The sequence below is a fragment of the Stenotrophomonas sp. 99219_Sma genome, from assembly GCF_056480785.1.
The window spans coordinates 928,095-947,032 of sequence record NZ_CM151117.1 but is presented as its reverse complement, the minus strand read 5'-3'; the positions used below and the strand labels follow the sequence as shown (position 1 = coordinate 947,032).

Annotated in this window: 18 protein-coding genes, 6 tRNA genes and 1 other RNA gene; 5 read left to right on the top strand and 20 right to left on the bottom strand. The window is 65.6% G+C overall.

Annotation, left to right across the window (positions count from 1 at the left end):
- Nucleotides 1–65: 65 nt before the first annotated feature.
- The gene (locus ACZK13_RS04375) at nucleotides 66–383 is read right to left on the bottom strand and encodes a DMT family transporter (RefSeq protein WP_010483859.1); all 318 of its coding nucleotides are present in this window, start codon (nucleotides 381–383) and stop codon (nucleotides 66–68) included.
- A gap of 300 nt (nucleotides 384–683) precedes the next feature.
- Between ACZK13_RS04375 and ffs the strand changes: the two genes are divergently transcribed.
- An RNA gene (gene ffs, locus ACZK13_RS04370) (signal recognition particle sRNA small type) lies at nucleotides 684–780 on the top strand.
- Between the two features lie 78 nt (nucleotides 781–858).
- Here the strand turns inward: ffs and ACZK13_RS04365 are convergent.
- Genes ACZK13_RS04365 through ACZK13_RS04355 form a run of 3 tightly spaced genes read right to left on the bottom strand, consistent with a single transcriptional unit; the run spans nucleotide 859 to nucleotide 2,761 of the window.
- Nucleotides 859–1,248, bottom strand: a complete 390-nt coding sequence (locus ACZK13_RS04365; RefSeq protein WP_253143536.1) for a nuclear transport factor 2 family protein — start codon at nucleotides 1,246–1,248, stop codon at nucleotides 859–861.
- On the bottom strand, nucleotides 1,245–2,012 hold the full coding sequence (locus ACZK13_RS04360) for an MBL fold metallo-hydrolase (RefSeq protein ID WP_049421588.1): 768 nt from the start codon (nucleotides 2,010–2,012) through the stop codon (nucleotides 1,245–1,247). Before ACZK13_RS04360 ends, ACZK13_RS04365 begins: the two co-directional genes overlap by 4 nt.
- A complete protein-coding gene (locus ACZK13_RS04355) occupies nucleotides 2,012–2,761 on the bottom strand; it encodes a 3-deoxy-D-manno-octulosonic acid kinase (protein WP_049400634.1) in 750 nt (249 codons plus the stop codon). Before ACZK13_RS04355 ends, ACZK13_RS04360 begins: the two co-directional genes overlap by 1 nt.
- Before the next feature lie 20 nt (nucleotides 2,762–2,781).
- On the opposite strand from ACZK13_RS04355, the gene ACZK13_RS04350 reads away from it, so the two are divergent.
- Nucleotides 2,782–3,828 carry a glycosyltransferase family 9 protein gene (locus ACZK13_RS04350; protein ID WP_049421589.1) on the top strand — a complete coding sequence of 349 codons (1,047 nt, stop codon included), beginning with the start codon at nucleotides 2,782–2,784 and terminating at the stop codon, nucleotides 3,826–3,828.
- Nucleotides 3,829–3,846: 18 nt separating this feature from the next.
- Here ACZK13_RS04350 and ACZK13_RS04345 read toward each other — a convergent pair whose 3' ends face one another.
- Together ACZK13_RS04345 and ACZK13_RS04340 are read right to left on the bottom strand one after the other, a co-directional pair.
- Entirely contained in the window at nucleotides 3,847–4,251 is a 405-nt protein-coding gene (locus tag ACZK13_RS04345; RefSeq protein ID WP_046982834.1) for a DUF6165 family protein, read from the bottom strand.
- Between the two features lie 278 nt (nucleotides 4,252–4,529).
- Nucleotides 4,530–4,619: transfer RNA gene (locus ACZK13_RS04340), tRNA-Ser, on the bottom strand.
- 164 nt (nucleotides 4,620–4,783) lie between these two features.
- On the opposite strand from ACZK13_RS04340, the gene ACZK13_RS04335 reads away from it, so the two are divergent.
- Nucleotides 4,784–5,488: a PP2C family protein-serine/threonine phosphatase gene (locus ACZK13_RS04335; protein ID WP_032129328.1), complete on the top strand. Its 705-nt coding sequence runs from the start codon at nucleotides 4,784–4,786 to the stop codon at nucleotides 5,486–5,488.
- 69 nt (nucleotides 5,489–5,557) lie between these two features.
- Here the strand turns inward: ACZK13_RS04335 and dnaQ are convergent, their stop codons facing one another.
- The 3 genes from dnaQ to ACZK13_RS04320 are packed head-to-tail and all read right to left on the bottom strand — an operon-like array spanning nucleotide 5,558 to nucleotide 7,404.
- Nucleotides 5,558–6,289, bottom strand: coding sequence for a DNA polymerase III subunit epsilon (gene dnaQ, locus ACZK13_RS04330; protein ID WP_049420978.1), 732 nt, complete (start codon nucleotides 6,287–6,289; stop codon nucleotides 5,558–5,560).
- 4 nt (nucleotides 6,290–6,293) lie between these two features.
- The gene (gene rnhA / locus ACZK13_RS04325; protein WP_032129326.1) at nucleotides 6,294–6,746 is read right to left on the bottom strand and encodes a ribonuclease HI; all 453 of its coding nucleotides are present in this window, start codon (nucleotides 6,744–6,746) and stop codon (nucleotides 6,294–6,296) included.
- 13 nt (nucleotides 6,747–6,759) lie between these two features.
- On the bottom strand, nucleotides 6,760–7,404 hold the full coding sequence (locus ACZK13_RS04320; protein ID WP_049400387.1) for a methyltransferase domain-containing protein: 645 nt from the start codon (nucleotides 7,402–7,404) through the stop codon (nucleotides 6,760–6,762).
- A gap of 11 nt (nucleotides 7,405–7,415) precedes the next feature.
- On the opposite strand from ACZK13_RS04320, the gene gloB reads away from it, so the two are divergent.
- Entirely contained in the window at nucleotides 7,416–8,180 is a 765-nt protein-coding gene (gloB, locus tag ACZK13_RS04315; RefSeq protein WP_032129324.1) for a hydroxyacylglutathione hydrolase, read from the top strand.
- Nucleotides 8,177–9,376, top strand: coding sequence for a lytic transglycosylase domain-containing protein (locus tag ACZK13_RS04310; protein WP_253143535.1), 1,200 nt, complete (start codon nucleotides 8,177–8,179; stop codon nucleotides 9,374–9,376). The genes gloB and ACZK13_RS04310 overlap by 4 nt, the downstream gene beginning before the upstream one ends.
- 173 nt (nucleotides 9,377–9,549) lie before the next feature.
- Here ACZK13_RS04310 and ACZK13_RS04305 read toward each other — a convergent pair whose 3' ends face one another.
- From ACZK13_RS04305 to tig, 11 genes are all read right to left on the bottom strand, one after another.
- Entirely contained in the window at nucleotides 9,550–11,505 is a 1,956-nt protein-coding gene (locus ACZK13_RS04305) for a peptidyl-prolyl cis-trans isomerase (protein WP_346486014.1), read from the bottom strand.
- Nucleotides 11,506–11,687: 182 nt separating this feature from the next.
- Nucleotides 11,688–11,764, bottom strand: a tRNA-Asp gene (locus ACZK13_RS04300).
- Between the two features lie 106 nt (nucleotides 11,765–11,870).
- A tRNA-Asp gene (locus ACZK13_RS04295) sits at nucleotides 11,871–11,947 on the bottom strand.
- Between the two features lie 87 nt (nucleotides 11,948–12,034).
- A tRNA-Asp gene (locus ACZK13_RS04290) sits at nucleotides 12,035–12,111 on the bottom strand.
- A gap of 85 nt (nucleotides 12,112–12,196) precedes the next feature.
- Nucleotides 12,197–12,273 (bottom strand) — tRNA-Asp (locus tag ACZK13_RS04285).
- A 26-nt stretch (nucleotides 12,274–12,299) separates the two neighbouring features.
- A tRNA-Val gene (locus tag ACZK13_RS04280) sits at nucleotides 12,300–12,374 on the bottom strand.
- An 11-nt stretch (nucleotides 12,375–12,385) separates the two neighbouring features.
- Nucleotides 12,386–12,658 (bottom strand): HU family DNA-binding protein, encoded by a 273-nt coding sequence (locus ACZK13_RS04275; RefSeq protein WP_004146343.1) that lies wholly within the window; start codon nucleotides 12,656–12,658, stop codon nucleotides 12,386–12,388.
- 217 nt (nucleotides 12,659–12,875) lie between these two features.
- Nucleotides 12,876–15,326, bottom strand: a complete 2,451-nt coding sequence (gene lon / locus ACZK13_RS04270; RefSeq protein ID WP_049422624.1) for an endopeptidase La — start codon at nucleotides 15,324–15,326, stop codon at nucleotides 12,876–12,878.
- 142 nt (nucleotides 15,327–15,468) lie between these two features.
- Nucleotides 15,469–16,758, bottom strand: coding sequence for an ATP-dependent Clp protease ATP-binding subunit ClpX (clpX, locus tag ACZK13_RS04265; protein ID WP_032129320.1), 1,290 nt, complete (start codon nucleotides 16,756–16,758; stop codon nucleotides 15,469–15,471).
- A 126-nt stretch (nucleotides 16,759–16,884) separates the two neighbouring features.
- The gene (gene clpP / locus ACZK13_RS04260; RefSeq protein WP_004146318.1) at nucleotides 16,885–17,511 is read right to left on the bottom strand and encodes an ATP-dependent Clp endopeptidase proteolytic subunit ClpP; all 627 of its coding nucleotides are present in this window, start codon (nucleotides 17,509–17,511) and stop codon (nucleotides 16,885–16,887) included.
- A 76-nt stretch (nucleotides 17,512–17,587) separates the two neighbouring features.
- Nucleotides 17,588–18,883 (bottom strand): trigger factor, encoded by a 1,296-nt coding sequence (gene tig, locus ACZK13_RS04255; RefSeq protein WP_478482283.1) that lies wholly within the window; start codon nucleotides 18,881–18,883, stop codon nucleotides 17,588–17,590.
- Between the last annotated feature and the right edge of the window lie 55 nt (nucleotides 18,884–18,938).

The window sequence follows — 18,938 nt, the reverse complement described above, 5'->3', positions numbered from 1 at the left end:
GTTTTGCCGAAAATGCATATACCTGCAGCAGGCGGAGATTCCTTTCTCCGCCCAACTAAATGCATTCAGCTACTCGAGAGTTTCATCAGCACCAGGCCGGAAACGATCAGCACCGCCGCACCGATCCGCATCGGGCTGACCTGCTCACCGAGGAAGACGATGCCGACCACGAACGCACCGACCGCGCCGATGCCGGTCCAGATCGTGTAGGCGGTGCCCAGCGGCAGGCTGCGCATGGCCACCGCCAGCAGCCAGAAGCTGGCGATCATGCCGATGATGGTGACCACGGTAGGGGTGAGCTTGGTGAAGCCTTCGGACTGCTTCATGGACACGGCCCAGACGATTTCCAGCAGGCCGGCGAACAACAGATAGATCCAGGCCATGACAGCCCTCCTCTTGGTAGGGCCAGGCCGTCCTGGTCATTGATTCCCGATGCGGGGGAGGTCGTTCCTCCTGGCCGGCATTCTAGCAACGCCGGTCGGCGCGGGGCGTTGCCGGCAGACGCGGGTTACAGCCGATTCAGTGCACGAAGCTGGCGTCGATGTACCTGCCTGCGCTATAGTTGCCGTCTGCCATCGGCCAGCCGATGTGCAGTCCGGCTGTGGTCTCCGGCGCATCGCGCGCTGCTTCCCCTGATCCGTGAACCGGCCGCCCACTGGGCGGCCAACGTCTCTATGGTGGCCCCGTCGGCCCCTCGCGACGCTAGGTCGAAAATCCCGCCAGGGCCGGAAGGCAGCAACGGTATCGATCGACGCGGGCGCCGAGGTCAGCCGGCGGGGCCACCGCCTTTTCCGGCGACGCCCCGCCTCTGGTAGATGCCAGCCTTGGCTGGCGCCCTTCACCGGGCATCGCCCACCACTACCCCGCCGCGGGCGTGCCCTGGTGAAACACCACCCTCCATTCCTGCGCATGCCGTCGCCACAGCGAACTGCGCAACACCCAGCCCTGGGCCTGGCCATCAACGTGATAGCGGCTGCGGTAGCGCACCTGGGCCAGATCCTCGGCCAACAGCCACACCGCGTACTGTTCCGATTCGATCAGCACCTGCGCGCGCTCCAGCGGGATCTCCTGCAACGCCGCATCACGGCCGTAGCATTGCCCGGAACTGCCGATCTCGCTGAAATCCTCGTCCAGAAGTGCCGCCAGTTGCTCGCGATCGGCCCGCACCTGCGGCGCATGCAGCGCGCGTTCCAGCGCCTCCAGCTCGGCAGCCAGCGCCGCGTCGGCGGGCTGGCCAGCACCGCTCACGGCGGATCCTGCACCAGCACGTGCGGTGCAGTGGGGTTGGCCAGCGGCACGCACTGCCCCGGCTGCGCCACACGGTGCCCCCGCGCGGCCAGCGCCTGGCCGTCGGCCGCGCTCGCATAGTGGTAGAGCATCATCCGCGCCTGCAGTTCGGCGCTGTACTCGCGCTCCAGGTCGTCCACGCCGGTGTGCGACGGGTTGCCATGCAGGCCGCAGTCGTGCGCGATCAGTTCATTGTCGTTGGCGAAGCGGGCCAGCATCTCCGGAATCGGCCGGGTATCGCCGCTCCAGGTCAGCGCGCCCTGCAGGCGCAGGCCATAGGCCGTCTCCGGCCAGTGGTGGCGCACCGGGAACACTTCCAGGCGCACGCCCTCGTGCCAGAACGCCTCGCCCACCACGACCAGCTGGAACGCATCCCAGAAGTTGGCACCGCCCTCGGCCAGCACATTCGGATAATCACCGATGCGCTTGTGCAGCAGCGGCACCACCGTGGCGGGCACGTACAGGCGCACCTTGCCGCACCGGTGCGCGTTGAAGAAGGTATCGACGAACAGCCGCTCGAAGCCCGCTACGTGGTCCAGGTGCACATGGGTGACGAACAGCGCCTGCGGCATGTGCCCGTAGTGCGCCTTGAACGCGGTCAGGCCTTCGCCGCCACAGTCGATGGTCAACCACGGCCGACCGTCCCGTTCGATCACCGACATCGGCGACCCCAGCTCGACCGCCGACGCATTGCCGACGCCGAGGAAACGCAACGACCAGTCCATCAGGTGCCCCGGTTCCAGGCCATGTCATAGGCGCGGCGCAGCCGCGCGTAATCCTTCTGCACGTCTTCCATGCTGCGCTCGCCGCGCAGCTTGATCAGCGAGCGCAGCAGGCGCTTGAGATTGCGTTCGCGCCAGGCGGTCGCCGGGATGCGGATCACCCCGCGGTCGAAGTCGATCAACCAGCCGTGGCCGTTGCCGTCGAACAGGATGTTGTGCGCATTGAGGTCGGCATGGTCCAGGCCGGCACGATGGAAGCGGGCGATCAGCCGCCCGGTCTCCTCCCACGGTGCGCCCCGGCCCGCGACCAGCGCGCGGTCGGCCAGCGAACGGACACCCTCGATCCGCTCCATCAGGATCGCAGCCCGGTAGCGCAGGCCCTCACGCATGTAGAACGCCGCCAGTGGCCGGGGCACCGGCAGCTTTTTCTCGCGCAGCGCGCGCATCAGCCGGAATTCGGCGAAGCTGCGCGTCCGGTCCGCGCCGCGCCAGAGGTACTGGTCATGGCTGATCTTCGCCGCCAGGCCACCGCGCAGGTAGTGGCGCAGCACGCTGGCGCCGAACGGCGCATCGACGAACCAGGCGCTGCCACGACCGCCCTCGCCCACCGGCCGAGCCCTGCTGCCCCAGTGCTGGGGCGAGAACAGGCCGATCTCGGCTTGCCGCAGCCGCTCGCGGTCGAACAGAATGGCCCCGATGCCGCGACCCTCGCGGCATGGCGTCAGCGCTTCATTGGCGTCGAATGCGACCATTTCATTGAGTCTAACAACACATGGCATCAGCGTCCTCCTCCTTGTGCCTCCTGCGCCTGTCCGCACTTGGCGATGTCACCCACGTGGTGCCCCTGGTGCGCACCCTGCAGGCTGCGCGCCCGGATACGCCGATCCACTGGATCATCGACAAGGCCGGCCACAAGCTGCTCGACGGCCTGCCCGGTGTCACCTTCCATGCCTACGACAAGAAGAGCGGCATGGCCGGGGTCAAGGAACTGCGCAGGCAGCTGCCGCCGGGGCGCTTCGAAGCGCTGTTGCAGATGCAGGTGGCGTTCCGCGCCAACCTGCTGTCGGCCTTCATTCCCGCAGAGCGTCGCATCGGCTATGACCGCAGCCGCTCGAAGGACCTGCATGGTCTCTTCATCAACGAACGCATCCCCGACCGCCCCGGCATCCATGTGCTGGATGCCATCGGCAGTTTCTGTGAACCCCTTGGCCTGCGCCAGACCGAGGTCAGCTGGGACCTGGCGGTGCCACAGTCCGCGTATGAGTGGGCTGCCGCGCAATGGCAGGACGATGGCCGCCCGGTGTTGATGATCTCGCCCTGTTCCAGCCACGTGCGCCGCAACTGGTATGCAGACCGCTACGCCGCCGTGGCCAACCACGCCGCACAGCGCGGTTGGCAGGTGGTGCTGTGCGGAGGCCGCAGCGAACTGGAGCGCAGCATGGCCGATGCCATCCAGGCGCAGCTGCACACACCGGCGCTTGACCTGGTCGGCAAGGACACCTTGAAGCAGCTGCCGGCGCTGCTGGCCCGCGCCAATCTGGTGATGACCCCGGACTCGGGCCCGATGCACATCGCCAACGCGATGGGCGCCAAGGTACTGGGCCTGCACGCGGCCAGCAACCCGAACCGCAGCGGTCCCTATTCCGACCGCCGCTACTGCGTGGACCGCTACGACGATGCCGCACGCAAGTACCTGGCCAAGCAGGCCACCGATCTGAAGTGGGGCACCAAGATCGAGTTCGACGATGTGATGGAACTGATCACCGTGGAAGACGGTATCGCTGCGTTCGAACGCTACGTCGCCGACCACCTGGGGTGAGCAGCAGGCTGCCCCGGATTACGCGCGCTGCGCGTAATCCTGGTAGGACTTCTCTTCCACGTACGCCGAACCCAGCGCCAGGTTGATCGCCTTCTTGATGCGCGCGCGTTCGTCATTGCGCAGGTAGACGCTGCGCGCCAGGTCGATGAAACCCTGGTCGAACGCCTGCGCCTTCTCTTTCAGGCGGATGTCGTCCTCGATGTCCCACAGCTGCTCGTTGACCGCCTTCAGCTCGGCACGCAGCTTGGCGATGTCCTTCACCGCCGCCGGGTGTGCCATCCAGGTCTGCTCCAGCGCCGACAGTTCTTTGCGCACGTTGGCCAGCTTGCCCTCGTCACTGATGCGCTCGGACTTGATCTGCAGGATCGAGATCTTGTCCAGCAGCTCGCCGAAAGAAACGGGGACGAGGATTTCAGCAGTCATGGGGAAAGCTCCAGCAGGTGATGCAGGCAGTTTAACCCGCAGCTCGCGATGGAATGGGTAGATCCACGGCATGCGTGGATGAGCCTGCCAGCAGGAACAGCATCCACGCATGGCGTGGATCTACTGATGCACCTGCCCCGACAGGGGCGGGGAGAGGCCGGCAAAGGGAGGGGCCCACAGGTTGCGCAGCAACGTGTGGGGCGACGCGCAGAGCGCGGCGCGTCCCGCGCCAGATTAAAGAAAAAGGGCTGCCTTTCGGCAGCCCTTTTTCTTTAATCTGGCGGAGAGGGGGGATTCGAACCCCCGAGGCGCTATAAACGCCTGCCTGATTTCGAGTCAGGTACATTCAACCACTCTGCCACCTCTCCGGGTGGTCCCCGGCGGACCGGGGACGCGCATCATACGAGGAAGTGAGGCCGACGACAAGTCATTCCGGCCAACGAAGTGAAAATTTCCTGAGCGCATGCCTTGCCGGATGCGCGCAGCCACCCGATGATGCCTGTCTCCCCAGCAACACCCCGCCCCAGCGCCCATGATCGAATTCGGACACCTCACCCACCCCGGCATGCGCCGCGAGCTCAACGAGGACACCTACTACGGTGACAGTGAGCTGGCCCTGTGGCTGGTGGCCGACGGCATGGGCGGGCACGCCTGCGGTGAAGTGGCCAGCGCGCTGGCGCGCGAGACCATCGTGCGCGAGATCCGCCGCGGCGCACCGCTGGCGCAGGCCATCCGCACCGCCGACGAAGAGATCATCCGCGCCTCGCGCCGGCGCAACGACACGTTGCCGATGGGCACCACCGTGGTCGCCGCACGGGTACAGGGCAACCGCTATGAAGTGGCGTGGGTTGGCGACAGCCGTGCCTACCTGTGGCGCGACGGACAGCTGGCCCAGCTCAGCCAGGACCACAGCGTGGTGCAGGAGCTGGTCGCTCAGGGCAACCTGACCGCCGAACAGGCGCGTGCGCATCCGCACCGCAACGTGGTCACCCAGGCGCTGGGCGTGACCGATCCGGCGCATCTGAACGTGGCCACCACCAGCGGCGAACTGCGCCCGGGCATGCAGCTGCTGCTGTGCAGTGACGGCCTGACCGAGGAAGTGGACGACCGCAGCATTGCCCGCACCCTCGCCTTCGAGGATGCCAGCGCACAGGAATGCGTGGACACGCTGGTCGCCGCCGCGCTCGACGGCGGCGGCCGCGACAACATCAGCGTGATCCTGGTGCGCTGCCACTAACCGGTAGATCCATGCCATGCGTGGATGCGGCGCTGCCGGCCAGCGGCCGGCACTACCCCATCCCAGGCATTACGCGCTGGCGGGCTCTTCCACCTTCGGGCCATCCCACAGCGCGTGGCCAGCCTTCTTGCGCAGCCGCTCCAGTCGCGCCGCATGCGCTTCCAGCTCCGACGGCGTGGCCACCACGCGCGGGCGCGGCAGCAGCTTGCTGGTGTCGAAGGCCTGCAGCGCCGCACCGGCAGCACCGCCATCGTCATCGCCCAGACCGAAGCCGATTTCTTCCTGGCCCGAGGTCAGCGCGATATAGACGTCGCCCAGGATCTGCGCATCGAGCAGGCCGCCGTGCAGCGCACGGTGCGAGTTGTCCACGCCCAGCCGCTTGCACAGCGCATCCAGCGAGTTGCGCTGGCCCGGGAAGCGCTCACGCGCCATCACCAGGGTATCGATCACGGCGCAGCGGTCGGTGATCTTCCCGTACTGCGGCCCCAGCAGCGACAACTCGTTGTCGAGGAAGCCGAGGTCGAACGCCGCGTTGTGGATGATCAGCTCGGCGCCATCGATGAAGGCCAGGAACTCGTCGGCGATCTGCGCGAAGTCCGGCTTGTCATCGAGGAACTCCAGGGTCAGGCCGGTGACTTCCTGCGCGCCCTGTTCGAACTCGCAGTCCGGCTTGATGTACTGGTGATAGTTGTTGCCGGTCGGGCGGCGCTTGAACAGCTCCACGCAGCCGATTTCGACGATGCGGTTGCCCTTCTTCCACTCCAGGCCGGTGGTTTCGGTATCGAGGATGATCTGACGCATGGGCTCAGTTTACCGGGCTGGCGTCGCGGATCTGGATCGCCGCGTTGCGGGCCAGCGTATCCACCCGCTCATTGTCCGGGTCGCCGGAGTGACCCTTCACCCAGCGCCAGTCGATCTGATGCCGCAGCGTGGCCGCCTGCAGGCGCTCCCACAGCTCGCGGTTCTTTACCGGATCGCCGCCAGCCGTCTTCCAGTTCTTGCGGATCCAGCCCGGCATCCACTGGGTCAGACCCTGCCGCACATACTGCGAATCGGTATAGAGCACGATGTTGCACGGCTCGGTCAGCGACTCCAGCCCGGAAATGGCCGCCATCAGCTCCATCCGGTTGTTAGTGGTGTGCGCCTCGCCACCGCTCAGTTCGCGCTCGTGGCCCTTGTAGCGCAGCAGCGCAGCCCAGCCGCCGGGGCCGGGATTGCCAAGGCAGGAACCGTCGGTGTGGATTTCGATGGTTTTCAATACAACTCCAGAATCAGGTAGCTACGGTGCCGTGCCAGCGCACCGGCAGCGGTTTCGGCCCAGGCAGGGCCAGCGTACGTTTTTCCGCATGGAACAGGCAGGCCGCGCGCAGCGGCGCCCAACCTCCGGGACGACGGCTGCCCGCACCGCGCCAGAGCGGGCCCAGGTAACGCATATCGTCGCATTCCAGCCCATGACGGCCGAGCAGCAGGCGGATCCGCTGTGGCGTGCGCACCACCAGTCCATGCTGGCGCCATCGCGTGCGATACGGACTGAACGGATTGAGGCTGCTCAGCCACAGATGGCCGCCCGGCATCAGTACGCGCTCGCACTCGTCGAGCAGCCGGTCGGCATCGGCCGCGGTGACATGCTGCAGCACGATCGCATTTACGCTTTCATTGGCCAGCGGCAGCGGCAGCGCACAACGGGTGTCGCCGGCATAGCCCTGCCCCTGCCGGAACAGGCGCAGACCGCGTCCGCCCAGCTGTGCATCGTCCAGCCAGGCCGCACTTGGTGCGATCCACAGCCAGGGCTGCGCCGGCAGCACCGACAGCTGCGGCAGCAGCAATTGCCGCTCCAGCACGCGCAAGGCCTCCGCCGGTTCACTGTCGAACCACGGGGTCTGGCTCGCTTGACGGGTGCTCTGCAGCGCGGGCATGGTCCAATTCTATGCGACTGACTGCCCTGCCCGCATTTGCGGATAACTACATCTGGACGCTGATCGACAACGAGGGCGCTGCCGTGGTCGTCGACCCCGGCGATGCCGCGCCAGTGCTCGCGCTGGCCGATCAGGGCCTGCGCGTGGACACGATCCTGCTCACCCATCACCACGACGACCACATCGGTGGCGTGCCGGCATTGCAGGCGCGTTTCCCCGGCGTACGGGTCATCGCGCCGGTCGAGGAACGCATTCCCACGGCCACCGAGCGGGTCGGCGAAGGTGAACGCGTTCAGGCACTGGGCCGGACGTTCCACGTACTATCCGTGCCCGGGCATACCCGCAGCCACATCGCGTTTCACACTGCTGAACATCTTTTCAGCGGAGATTCGTTGTTCAGCCTGGGCTGTGGACGCCTGTTCGAAGGTACGCCGTCCCAGCTGCTGGCGTCGATGCGCAAGCTGGGTGCCCTGCCCGCGCAACTGCTGCTTTGTTGCGCTCATGAGTACACCGTGTCAAATGCCGTCTTCGCGCGGCATGTCGACCCCGCCAACGCTGCCTTGTGGCAGCGCCAAGAGGAGGCTTTGGCCATGCGCCGCGATGACCGTTCCACCCTGCCGGTAACCCTGGCCAACGAATTCGACTGCAATCCCTTCCTGCGTGTGCACGCTGCACCGATCCGTGCGTCGGTGTCGGCACACCTGGGCCGTGACGTCGTGGACGACGTCGACGTGATGGCCGGTCTCCGGCACTGGAAAGACGGCTTCCGCGCATGATGCGCCGAAGTCTGCCGCTGGCCCTGGGCCTTGCCCTGGGGCTGGCCGGAACCGCGGGCGCACAGTCGCTGGGCGCCGGCATCAGCCAGAACCTGACCGCCGCTGCGGCGCTGCCGCTGGATCCGTCCGCGCTGCCTGCGCCCTCGGTGCGCAATGGTCAGGAGATCTTCACCAGCTTCCGCGACGGCCTGGCCGAGCCCAGCTGCGATGCCGAGGCTACCAGCCCGCGCTGGCAGAAGCAGTTCGCCCACGCCCCCTCGCGCCTGGCCAACCAGGATGACGATGCGCTGGTGCTGTTCGGCTATGTGGTCGAAGAGCTGCGCAAGGCCGACCTGCCCACCGAGTTCGCGCTGATTCCCTTCGTGGAAAGCGGCTACCGGCCCAATGCCCGCAATGGCAGCGGCCCGACCGGCCTGTGGCAGTTCATCGCCACCACGGCGCGCAACCACCGCGTACCCATGGCCAACGGCTACGACGGCCGCCTGTCGGCGGTTGATTCCACCCAGGCCGCGGTGCGCTACCTGAAGACCCTGCACGGCATGTTCGGCGGCGACTGGCGACTGGCCACCATGGCCTACAACGCCGGCGAGTACCGGGTGCTGCAGTCCATGCGCAAGGCCGGCATGAACGCGCAGAATGCCAAGCCGGCAGCCCTGCCGGGGCTGTCGCCGGTTACCCATGCCTATGTCGAGAAGCTGCATGCCCTGGCCTGCGTGCTGGAAGACGTGGAGGACCAGCCTCGCGTAATGGCCTCGCTGGACCGCACCGTGCCGGTGTTGAAGGACCACACCCTGCCGGCCGGCACCAGCGTCCAGCAGTGGGCCGCACAGCGCGCCCTGGACCCCGCCAGGATCGCCCGCCTCAACCCGGCCCTGGCCGCCGGCAACCGCGCCTCGGGAACCACCCGGGTCCTGGCCCCGGTCTCGGCCGCTAATGCGACGGTGACGGAAGCCGCGACCACGCTGGTGGCCAGCACTGCACCGGTTGCCACGACCACGCCGACGCCGCAGGTGGCCAAGACCGTGGCCGCGATCGCCGACCGCCCGCGCAGCCGCCGCCACACCGTGCGTGATGGCGAGTCGGCCTGGACCATCGCCCGCCGCTACGGCATGCCGGTAAAGGCCCTGCTGTCGCTGAACGGCCTGAGTGGCAGCAGCGTGCTGAAGCCCGGCGCAGTGCTGCGCGTGGAAGACTGACGGCCCCCAACACCGCGGTATCTGCTCTCTGTAGAGTCGAGCCATGCTCGACTTCCGCTCGCGGGATGGTCGGCGCAAAAAGCAGTCGAGCATGGCTCGACTCTACATAGCCGCAAGCACAAAAAAAGGCCCGGCATTGCCGGGCCTTCTTCGATCCTGCCCCGCCGCGAGGCTTACAGGTTCTCTTCGGTGGTCTGGATCACGAACTTCCTGCGCATCGCCTCGACGTAGGCCTTGGCTGCGGCCATGCCGTCGATCTGGCTCAGCTGATCCTTGAGCTGCTTCTGCTGCTCGGCGGTCACTTCCTTGATGTCGCCCGGGTTGACCTTGTTCACGGCGAACAGCAGCGCGTGGCCGTTGACGTCGACCTTGCCGTAGCTCGGCTTGCCTTCCGCCGGCACCGGCGCACTGAAGATCGCGCGGTTGATTTCCGGGGTCGGCACCGGCTGGCTGCGCGGCAGGCCCGGCATCGGGCTCAGCTGCAGCTTCTCGCTGGCGGCCAGCGACTGCAGGGTGGCGCCCGCCTTCAGCTTGGCCAGCACGGCGTCGGCGGCCTTGTCGCTGGCCTGGCGCTGGCGGTCGGCACGGATCGCGGCGATCACCTGCTCACGCGCCTTGTCCAGCGGCATCGCCTGCTCCGGGGTATGCGCGGCCACGCGGATGACCACGCTGTGGTTGGTGGCACCGCCCAGGGCGATCGGGTCGCTGGCAGTACCATCCTGCACCAGCACTTCGGAGAAGGCCGCACGCAGCACAGCCGGATCGGTGGCGATGCCACTGGCGGTTGCGCGGGTGATCGGGCCCAGGGTCTGCAGCGGCAGGTTTACTTCCTTGGCCGCAGCAGCCAGATCACTCGGGCTCTTGTTGATGGCATCGACCAGGTGGCCGGCCAGCTCGTTGAAGCCGCGCTCGCCGTCGGCCTTCAGCTGCTCGGCGGCCAGCGTGTCACGCACTTCCTCGAACGACTTGCCTTCGCCGCCACGCACCGCGGCGACCTTGATGACGTGGTAGCCGAAGTCGGTCTTGACCGGGCCGATCACGTCACCCGCCTTGGCGGCGAACAGGGCGTCTTCGAACGGCTTGACCATCGCGCCACGCTCGACCCAGCCCAGATCACCGCCCTGGTCCTTCGAACCCGGGTCTTCCGAATTGGCCTTGGCCAGTGCAGCGAAGTCGGCACCCGCCGCCTTGGCTTCGGTGGCGATCTTGTTCGCCTTGGCTTCGGCACCGTCACCGGTGATCAGGATGTGCGCGGCCTGGCGCTGTTCCGGCGAAGTGAACTTCGCCTTCTCGTCCTCATAGCGCTTGCGCAGGGTCGCTTCGTCGGCCGCGGTCGGTGCCGGCAGGTTGGCGCCATTGATCTCGACGTATTCCAGCGACACGCTTTCGGCCTGGCGGAAATCCTTGCCGTGGCTGTCGTACCACTGCTTGATCTGCTCATCGGTGACCGGCGCGGTATCGGCCGGAACCTCCGGCAGCGCGGCCAGTTCGACGTCGCGGGTCTCACCCAGCAGCTTCAGCAGGCGCTCGGTCTCGGCCTGGGTGACGAAGCCCGAATTCTGCAGGCCCGACGGGATCACCGACTGCTGCAGGCTCTCGCGCACCAGCTCCTGGAACTGCGTGGGGGTACGCGGCGGATTGCCACCGGCCAAGGCCAGGCGGTAGTTGTTCTCGTTGAACTTGCCGTTCGAATCGAGGAAGGCTGGGATGGTGGCGATGTACTCGCGCACCGCGCCATCGCCGATCACAACACCGGCCTGCTCGCCCACCAGGCGCACGACCTGCTCGTCGATCAGCTGATCGAGCACGGCCATCTTGTTTTCAGTGCTTTCGAACGCGCGCGGGTCGAAGTTCTCGCCCTGCTGCTGGCGCTCACGCATGCGCTCCTGCTCGAAGCGGGTGCGGAAATCCTGCGCGCTGATCTCGTGGTGCTGCCACAGCATGCGCACCGGCCACCACGACGGTGCCGAACGCCACCAGGTCGGAGGCGCGGAAACCTTGGCCACGTTCTGTGCGCCAACGCCACCCAGGTAGCTGTTGTCGATCACGAACAGGAACGGAATCATCAGCAGCCCCAGGATCACGGTGACGATCCAGCCTGAGGTCTTGTCGCGGAGTTTCTGCAGCATGGTGAGGAATCACAAGGCCTGATTGGCGAGCCCGGCAGTGTAACCCGCTTCGTCGCAGGGACCAAAAGCAGCGCCGGCGCGGCCTGCGCCGATCTCCGCGGACCTGTGCCGTCAGCACCTCGGCAGGCCTGCCGCAGGGCACAAAGAAAAAGCCCCCGGCTTGCGCCGAGGGCTTTTAAAGTTGGCGGAGCGGACGGGACTCGAACCCGCGACCTCCGGCGTGACAGGCCAGCATTCTAACCAGCTGAACTACCGCTCCGCGCTGAAACTTTGCAGGCGCCCAGTATATCCGAAGACTCCCTGGAAACCCAGCCCGATGAACACTTTTTTCAAAGTTTTTTCACAGGGACTTAAGAATTCTGCAATGGCGGAGCGGACGGGACTCGAACCCGCGACCTCCGGCGTGACAGGCCAGCATTCTAACCAGCTGAACTACCGCTCCGTTCTTGCAAAAACCTTTTCGCCTTCCTTCCGAACCTGTCGGTGAGAAGACAAGGCCCCCAGCTTTAGGCCGGGGGCCTCGATGTAGTGGCGGAGCGGACGGGACTCGAACCCGCGACCTCCGGCGTGACAGGCCAGCATTCTAACCAGCTGAACTACCGCTCCGCATTGTTGCTATTTCCTGTTTTCCCACCGGCCTGGACCAGGGAGAAAACAAAGCCTCCAGCTTTTGGCCGGAGGCCTCGTTGAATGGCGGAGCGGACGGGACTCGAACCCGCGACCTCCGGCGTGACAGGCCAGCATTCTAACCAGCTGAACTACCGCTCCACACTCAAACTTTTACCGCGGTGCTGTGGTGGGTGCTGAGGGTTTCGAACCCCCGACCCTCTCCGTGTAAAGGAGACGCTCTACCGCTGAGCTAAGCACCCCAGCGAGCCGCTTAGTTTACAGCATCCTTCAGGGCCTTACCAGCCTTGAACGACGGATTCTTCGAAGCAGCGATCTTGATGGTGTCGCCGGTCTTCGGGTTGCGGCCGGTGCGGGCAGCACGGTCGCGGACCTGGAAGGTACCGAAGCCAACCAGGGTGACCGCATCGCCGTCCTTCAGCGCCTTGGTGACGGCAGCAACGACGGCATCGACAGCGCGGCTGGACTCGGCCTTGGTCAGGTCGGCAGCTTCAGCAACGGCATCGATCAATTCGGTCTTGTTCATTCTCTACAACTCCTTTGGCGGTGGGTTCCGCTTATTCGACAGGGAAGCAACCGCACGCCTTCTGCATGCGGCCGCCATGTGGAAACGGTTCGCCGATTCAGTCATCGCTGACAGCGATCACTCATTCGCGAGTGCTGCTTTTATACCAGTGGCCCTACCCCCACGCAAGCTGGAAAGCCAGCAACGACGCGGGTTTCGGGCCATCGGACAGCGCGCGTCAATGCTTGACGCGCGCGCTTCCACTCGGTTTGGCCTTGCTGCGCACCGTGACACGCTGCGCACTCTTGCGCGCCTTCTTCGGTGCCAGCGGGCGCTCCAGCGCCAGGTCCAGGACTTCTTCGATGTACTTCACCGGCACGATCTCCAGATCGCGGGTGACGTTGGCCGGAATGTCTGCAAGGTCCTTGCGGTTCTCTTCCGGAATGATGACCGTGCGGATACCACCGCGCAGTGCGGCCAGCAGTTTCTCCTTCAAGCCACCGATGGCGGTGACACGACCACGCAGGGTGATCTCACCGGTCATCGCCACGTCGGCACGCACCGGCACCTTGGTCAGCATCGACACCAGCGAGGTGACCATTGCCGCACCGGCACTCGGTCCGTCCTTCGGCGTGGCGCCATCGGGCACGTGCAGGTGCACGTCGTGCTTCTGCAGGAAGTCGCTGTCGATGCCAAAGCCGACCGCGCGCGAACGCACCACCGACAACGCCGCCGACGCCGATTCCTTCATCACGTTGCCGAGCTGGCCGGTCAGGATCAGCTGGCCCTTGCCCGGCACCAGCGTCGATTCGATCTGCAGCAGATCGCCACCGACTTCGGTCCACGCCAGGCCGGTGACCAGGCCGATCTCGTTCTCTTCCTCGGCGCGGCCGAAATCGAAGCGACGCACACCCAGGTACTTGTCCAGGTTCTTGCTGGACACGCTCACCAGCGCCTTGGACTTCTTCGCGCCCTTCTTCGCCTTCACCGGCTGCGGGCCGGCCAGCGCGATCTCCTTCACCACCTTGCGGCAGATCTTGGCGATCTCGCGTTCCAGGTTGCGCACGCCCGATTCGCGCGTGTAGTAGCGCACGATGTCCTGGATCGCATCGCTGCCGATCTCCAGTTCTTCCGGCTGCAGGCCGTTGGCCTTGATCTGCTTCGGCACCAGGTAGCGGGTGGCGATGTTGAGCTTCTCGTCCTCGGTGTAGCCGGGGATGCGGATCACTTCCATGCGGTCCAGCAGCGGGCCGGGAATATTGAGCGAGTTCGAGGTGGCCACGAACATCACTTCGGACAGGTCCAGGTCCACTTCCAGGTAGTGGTCGTTGAACGCGTTGTTCTGCTCCGGGTCGAGCACTTCCAGCAGCGCCGACGACGGATCGCCACGGAAGTCCATCGACATCTTGTCGATCTCGTCGAGCACGAACAGCGGGTTCTTGCTGCCGACCTTGTTGAGGTTCTGCACGATGCGGCCCGGCATCGAACCAACGTAGGTACGACGGTGGCCACGGATCTCGGCTTCATCGCGAACGCCGCCCAGCGACATGCGCACGAACTTGCGGTTGGTAGCCTTGGCGATGGACTGGCCCAGCGAGGTCTTGCCCACGCCCGGCGGCCCGACCAGGCACAGGATCGGGCCCTTCATCTGCTTCACGCGCGACTGCACCGCCAGGTATTCAAGGATGCGCTCCTTGACCTTCTCCAGGCCGTAGTGGTCGGCGTCGAGGGTGTCCTGCGCGGCCTTCAGGTCCTTGCGCACCTTGCTGCGCTTCTTCCACGGCACGCCCAGCAGCCACTCCAGGTAGTTGCGCACGACCGCCGCTTCGGCCGACATCGGCGACATCTGCTTGAGCTTGTTCAGTTCATTGCGTGCCTTGGCTTCAACCGCCTTCGGCATGCCGGCTTCAGCGATCTTGCGGGCCAGCTCTTCCAGCTCGCCCGGTGCATCGTCCAGGTCACCCAGTTCCTTCTGGATGGCCTTCATCTGTTCATTGAGGTAGTACTCGCGCTGGCTCTTCTCCATCTGCGACTTCACGCGGCCGCGGATGCGCTTTTCCATCTGCTGCACGTCGATCTCGCCATCGACCAGGCCGACCAGCATCTCCAGGCGGTCACCGACGGCCAGCGTTTCCAGCAGGCGCTGCTTGTCGGCCAGGCGCACGCTGATGTGCGCGGCGATGGTGTCGGCCAGGCGGGCCGGCTCATCGATGCCCGACAGCGTCTGCAGCAGCTCTGGCGGCAGCTTGCGGTTGGTCTTCACGTACTGCTCGAACAGCGACATCAGCGAGCGGGCGATCGCCTCCACCTCGCGTGCTTCGCGCTCGTCGGTGGCGTCGATCTCCACGGCCTGGCCGTGCAGCGAGCCGTTACGCTCATCGACGTGGGTGACCTGCACGCGCGACAGGCCTTCGACCAGCACCTTGATGGTGCCGTCGGGCAGCTTCAGCAGCTGCAGCACCTGCGCCAGCGTACCGACCTGGTAGAGGTCGGCCGCATGCGGGTCGTCGGTCTCGGCCGACTTCTGCGCCAGCAGCAGGATGCGCTTGTCCGCTTCCATTGCCTGTTCGAGCGCGTGCATGGACTTGTCACGGCCGACGAACAGCGGGATGACCATGTGCGGGAACACCACTACGTCGCGCAGCGGCAGGACCGGCAGGTCGAGGGTTTCACTTGGGGAACGGGCCATGGGGGCTCCAGGGAAGGGGAAAACCGCCTCCGGGAGGGCATCTTCCGGAGACAAAAAAAGCCGATGGCCCCGTTATGGGGCCATCGGCTTTCAGATGCAAGGCATTCCTTGAAAATCCTTTCCAATCAACAACCTGGAAGGATCACTCGGCGCCTGCGGCCTTCTGTTCAGGGGCCGCAGGGGTCTGGTAGATCAGGTACGGCTCAGACTTGTGCTCGATCACCGACTCGTCCACCACCACCTTGCTGACGTTTTCCTGCGACGGCAGGTCGTACATGGTGTCCAGCAGGACCGATTCGACGATGGTGCGCAGGCCGCGTGCACCGGTCTTGCGCTTGAGCGCCTTCCTGGCGATGGCCGACAACGCGTCCGGACGGAACTCCAGCTCGACATTCTCCATCTCGAACAGCTTCTTGAACTGCTTGGTGATGGCGTTCTTCGGCTCGGTCAGGATCCTGATCAGGGCCGGCTCGTCCAGCTCCTCCAGGGTCGCCACCACCGGCAGGCGGCCGACGAACTCGGGGATCAAGCCGAACTTGATCAGGTCTTCCGGCTCGACTTCGGCCAGCACCTTGCCCACTTCCTGCTTGCGCTCGCTGCTCTTCACCTTGGCGCCGAAGCCGATGCTGCCGACGTCGGTGGAACGGGCCTGGATCACCTTGTCCAGCCCGGCGAACGCGCCGCCGCAGATGAACAGGATGTTCTTGGTGTCCACCTGCAGGAATTCCTGCTGCGGGTGCTTGCGGCCGCCCTGCGGCGGAACGCTGGCCACGGTGCCTTCGATCAGCTTCAGCAGGGCTTGCTGCACGCCTTCGCCGGACACATCGCGGGTGATCGACGGGTTCTCGCTCTTGCGCGAGATCTTGTCGATTTCATCGATGTAGACGATGCCCTGCTGCGCCTTCTCGACGTCGTAGTCGCACTTCTGCAGCAGCTTCTGGATGATGTTCTCCACGTCCTCGCCCACGTAACCGGCTTCGGTCAGCGTGGTAGCGTCGGCCATGGTGAACGGCACGTTGAGCAGGCGGGCCAGGGTCTCGGCCAGCAGCGTCTTGCCCGAACCGGTCGGGCCGACCAGCAGGATGTTCGACTTCGCCAGTTCGACGTCGTCGTTCTTCTGCCGGCTCTCGATGCGCTTGTAGTGGTTGTACACGGCCACGGCCAGCGTGCGCTTGGCGCGGTTCTGGCCGATCACGTACTGGTCGAGGACCTCGAGGATCTCGCGCGGTTTGGGCAGCGAACTGCGCGCCGACTGCGCCTTTTCCTCAAGTTCCTCACGGATGATGTCGTTGCACAGCTCCACGCACTCATCGCAGATGAATACGCTCGGACCCGCAATCAGCTTGCGCACTTCATGCTGGCTCTTGCCGCAGAAAGAGCAGTAGAGGATCTTGCCGGTGTCCGTGGAACGACCTTGGCGGTCTTCGCTCATGCTTCGCTTACCCAGTTACCCCACCCGCTGAACGGGGGTTCGATTCGAGAATAGCACAGGGCCGAGGGGACACCAGTCCCGCCCGACCCTGCAGGAACGGGGCCTCCATGGCCCCGTGATGGCCGGTCAGCCGGCCTGGATCGACTCGTCCGGACGACGCTCCAGGACCTGGTCGACCAGACCATAGGCCTGCGCCTCGAAGGCGCTCTTGAAGTTGTCGCGCTCGGTGTCGCGGGCGATCGTCTCCAGCGACTGGCCGGTGTGCTTGGCCAGCACCTCGTTCAGGCGCGAACGCAGGGTCAGGATCTCACGCGCGTGGATGTCGATGTCGGTGGCCTGGCCCTGGTAGCCACCCAGCGGCTGGTGGATCATCACGCGCGAGTTCGGCAGCGCATAGCGCTTGCCAGCTTCGCCCGCGGCCAGCAGCAGGGCGCCCATCGAGGCGGCCTGGCCGATGCAGGTGGTGCTCACATTCGGCTTGATGTACTGCATGGTGTCGTAGATCGCCATGCCGGCGGTGACCACGCCACCCGGCGAGTTGATGTAGATGTTGATGTCCTTTTCCGGGTTCTCCGACTCCAGGAACAGCAACTGCGCCACCACCACGTTGGCCATGTGATCGTCGATCGGGCCCACGAGGAAGATCAGGCGCTCCTTCAACAGGCGCGAATAGATGTCGTAGGCACGCTCGCCGCGGCTGGTCTGCTCGACCACCATCGGAACCAGGTTCAGGGCTTTGGTTCGGTTGTCCATTACGTGAGGTACCTATCTTGGGGGGCAACAACCCCGCGCCGGCAAAGGCGCGGGGCATCCGGTGATCCGCCCGGGCTTACTGGCGGATCGCGTCCTGGAACGACAGCTTCTCTTCGGTGTGCTGGGCACGCTCGGCGATCCAGTCGATCACCTGCTCTTCCATCACACGGTTCTGCAGGCCAGACATCAGCTGGGGGTCGTTGCGGTACATCTCAATGACCTGTTCCGGCTCTTCGTAGGTCGAAGCGATCAGGCGCATCGTTTCGTTCAGGCGCTTGGCTTCCAGGCGCAGGTCGTTGATGCGGGCCACTTCACCGACCAGCAGGCCGACCAGCACGCGCTTGGCGGCCGCTTCCTTGAAGCCTTCGTGGGCATCGGCCGGGATCTCGCCGACGTTCTGGCCGTTGCGGCGGATCTGCTCGACCTGCTGGGCCAGCATGGCGCGGGCTTCGTTCTCGACCAGGCGCGGCGGCATTTCCACCGACGAGTAGGCGGCGATCAGCTGCTCGCCCACTTCGCGGCGCAGGCGGTTCATCAGAGCGCCCTTCAGCTCGCGCTCCAGGTTGGCGCGGATGTCGCTGCGGAACTGCTCGACGTCGCCGCCCTTCACGCCGAAGCTCTTGATGAAGGCTTCGTCGACCGCCGGCACGACCGGCTCGGACACTTCGGCAACCTTGACGGTCACCTGCACGGTCTTGCCGGCCAGCACCGGCACGCGCCAGTCAGCCGGGAACTCGACGTCCAGGGTCTTTTCTTCGCCCTTGGCCAGGTCGACCAGGCCCTTTTCGATGGTGTCGAACATCATGCCCTGGCCGAGCACGATCGAACCCTTCTCGGTGCCCTCGGCCGGCAGGCGCTCTTCGCCGGCCTGCGACCAGGTTTCCACCGCGACCAGGTCACCGTCCTGCGCGCCACGGCTGACCGGGGCCCAGGTACGACGCTGGTTCTGCAGGTTCTCGATCATCTGGTCGATGTCGGCGTCGGTGATCTCGGCACTGTGGCGCACGACGGTCAGCTTGCTGACGTCGATGTCGCCGAAGTCCGGCACCACTTCCACGGTGGCCACGAAGGAGAATTCACCCTCGTCGCCCTTGTCGATGCGCGGGCTGCCGACGATGCGCAGGTCGTGCTCACGCACGGCGGCATCGAAGGTTTCGCGCAGCAGGCCGTCCAGCGCCTCGCCACGGACCTGCGCGCCGAAGCGCTGCTCGATCACCTTGGCCGGCACCTTGCCCGGACGGAAACCCTTGATGCGGGTGGTACGGGCGATTTCGCCCAGGCGGCCGACGATGTGGCTCTGCAGACGCTCTTCCGGCAGCGAGAAGCTCAGGCGGCGTTCCAGGTTGCCGGTGGATTCGATCGAAGCTTGCATGTTGACTCCTGCCACCGGTGGCCCACGCCCCCGGCTCGATGATTGGGATGAAACG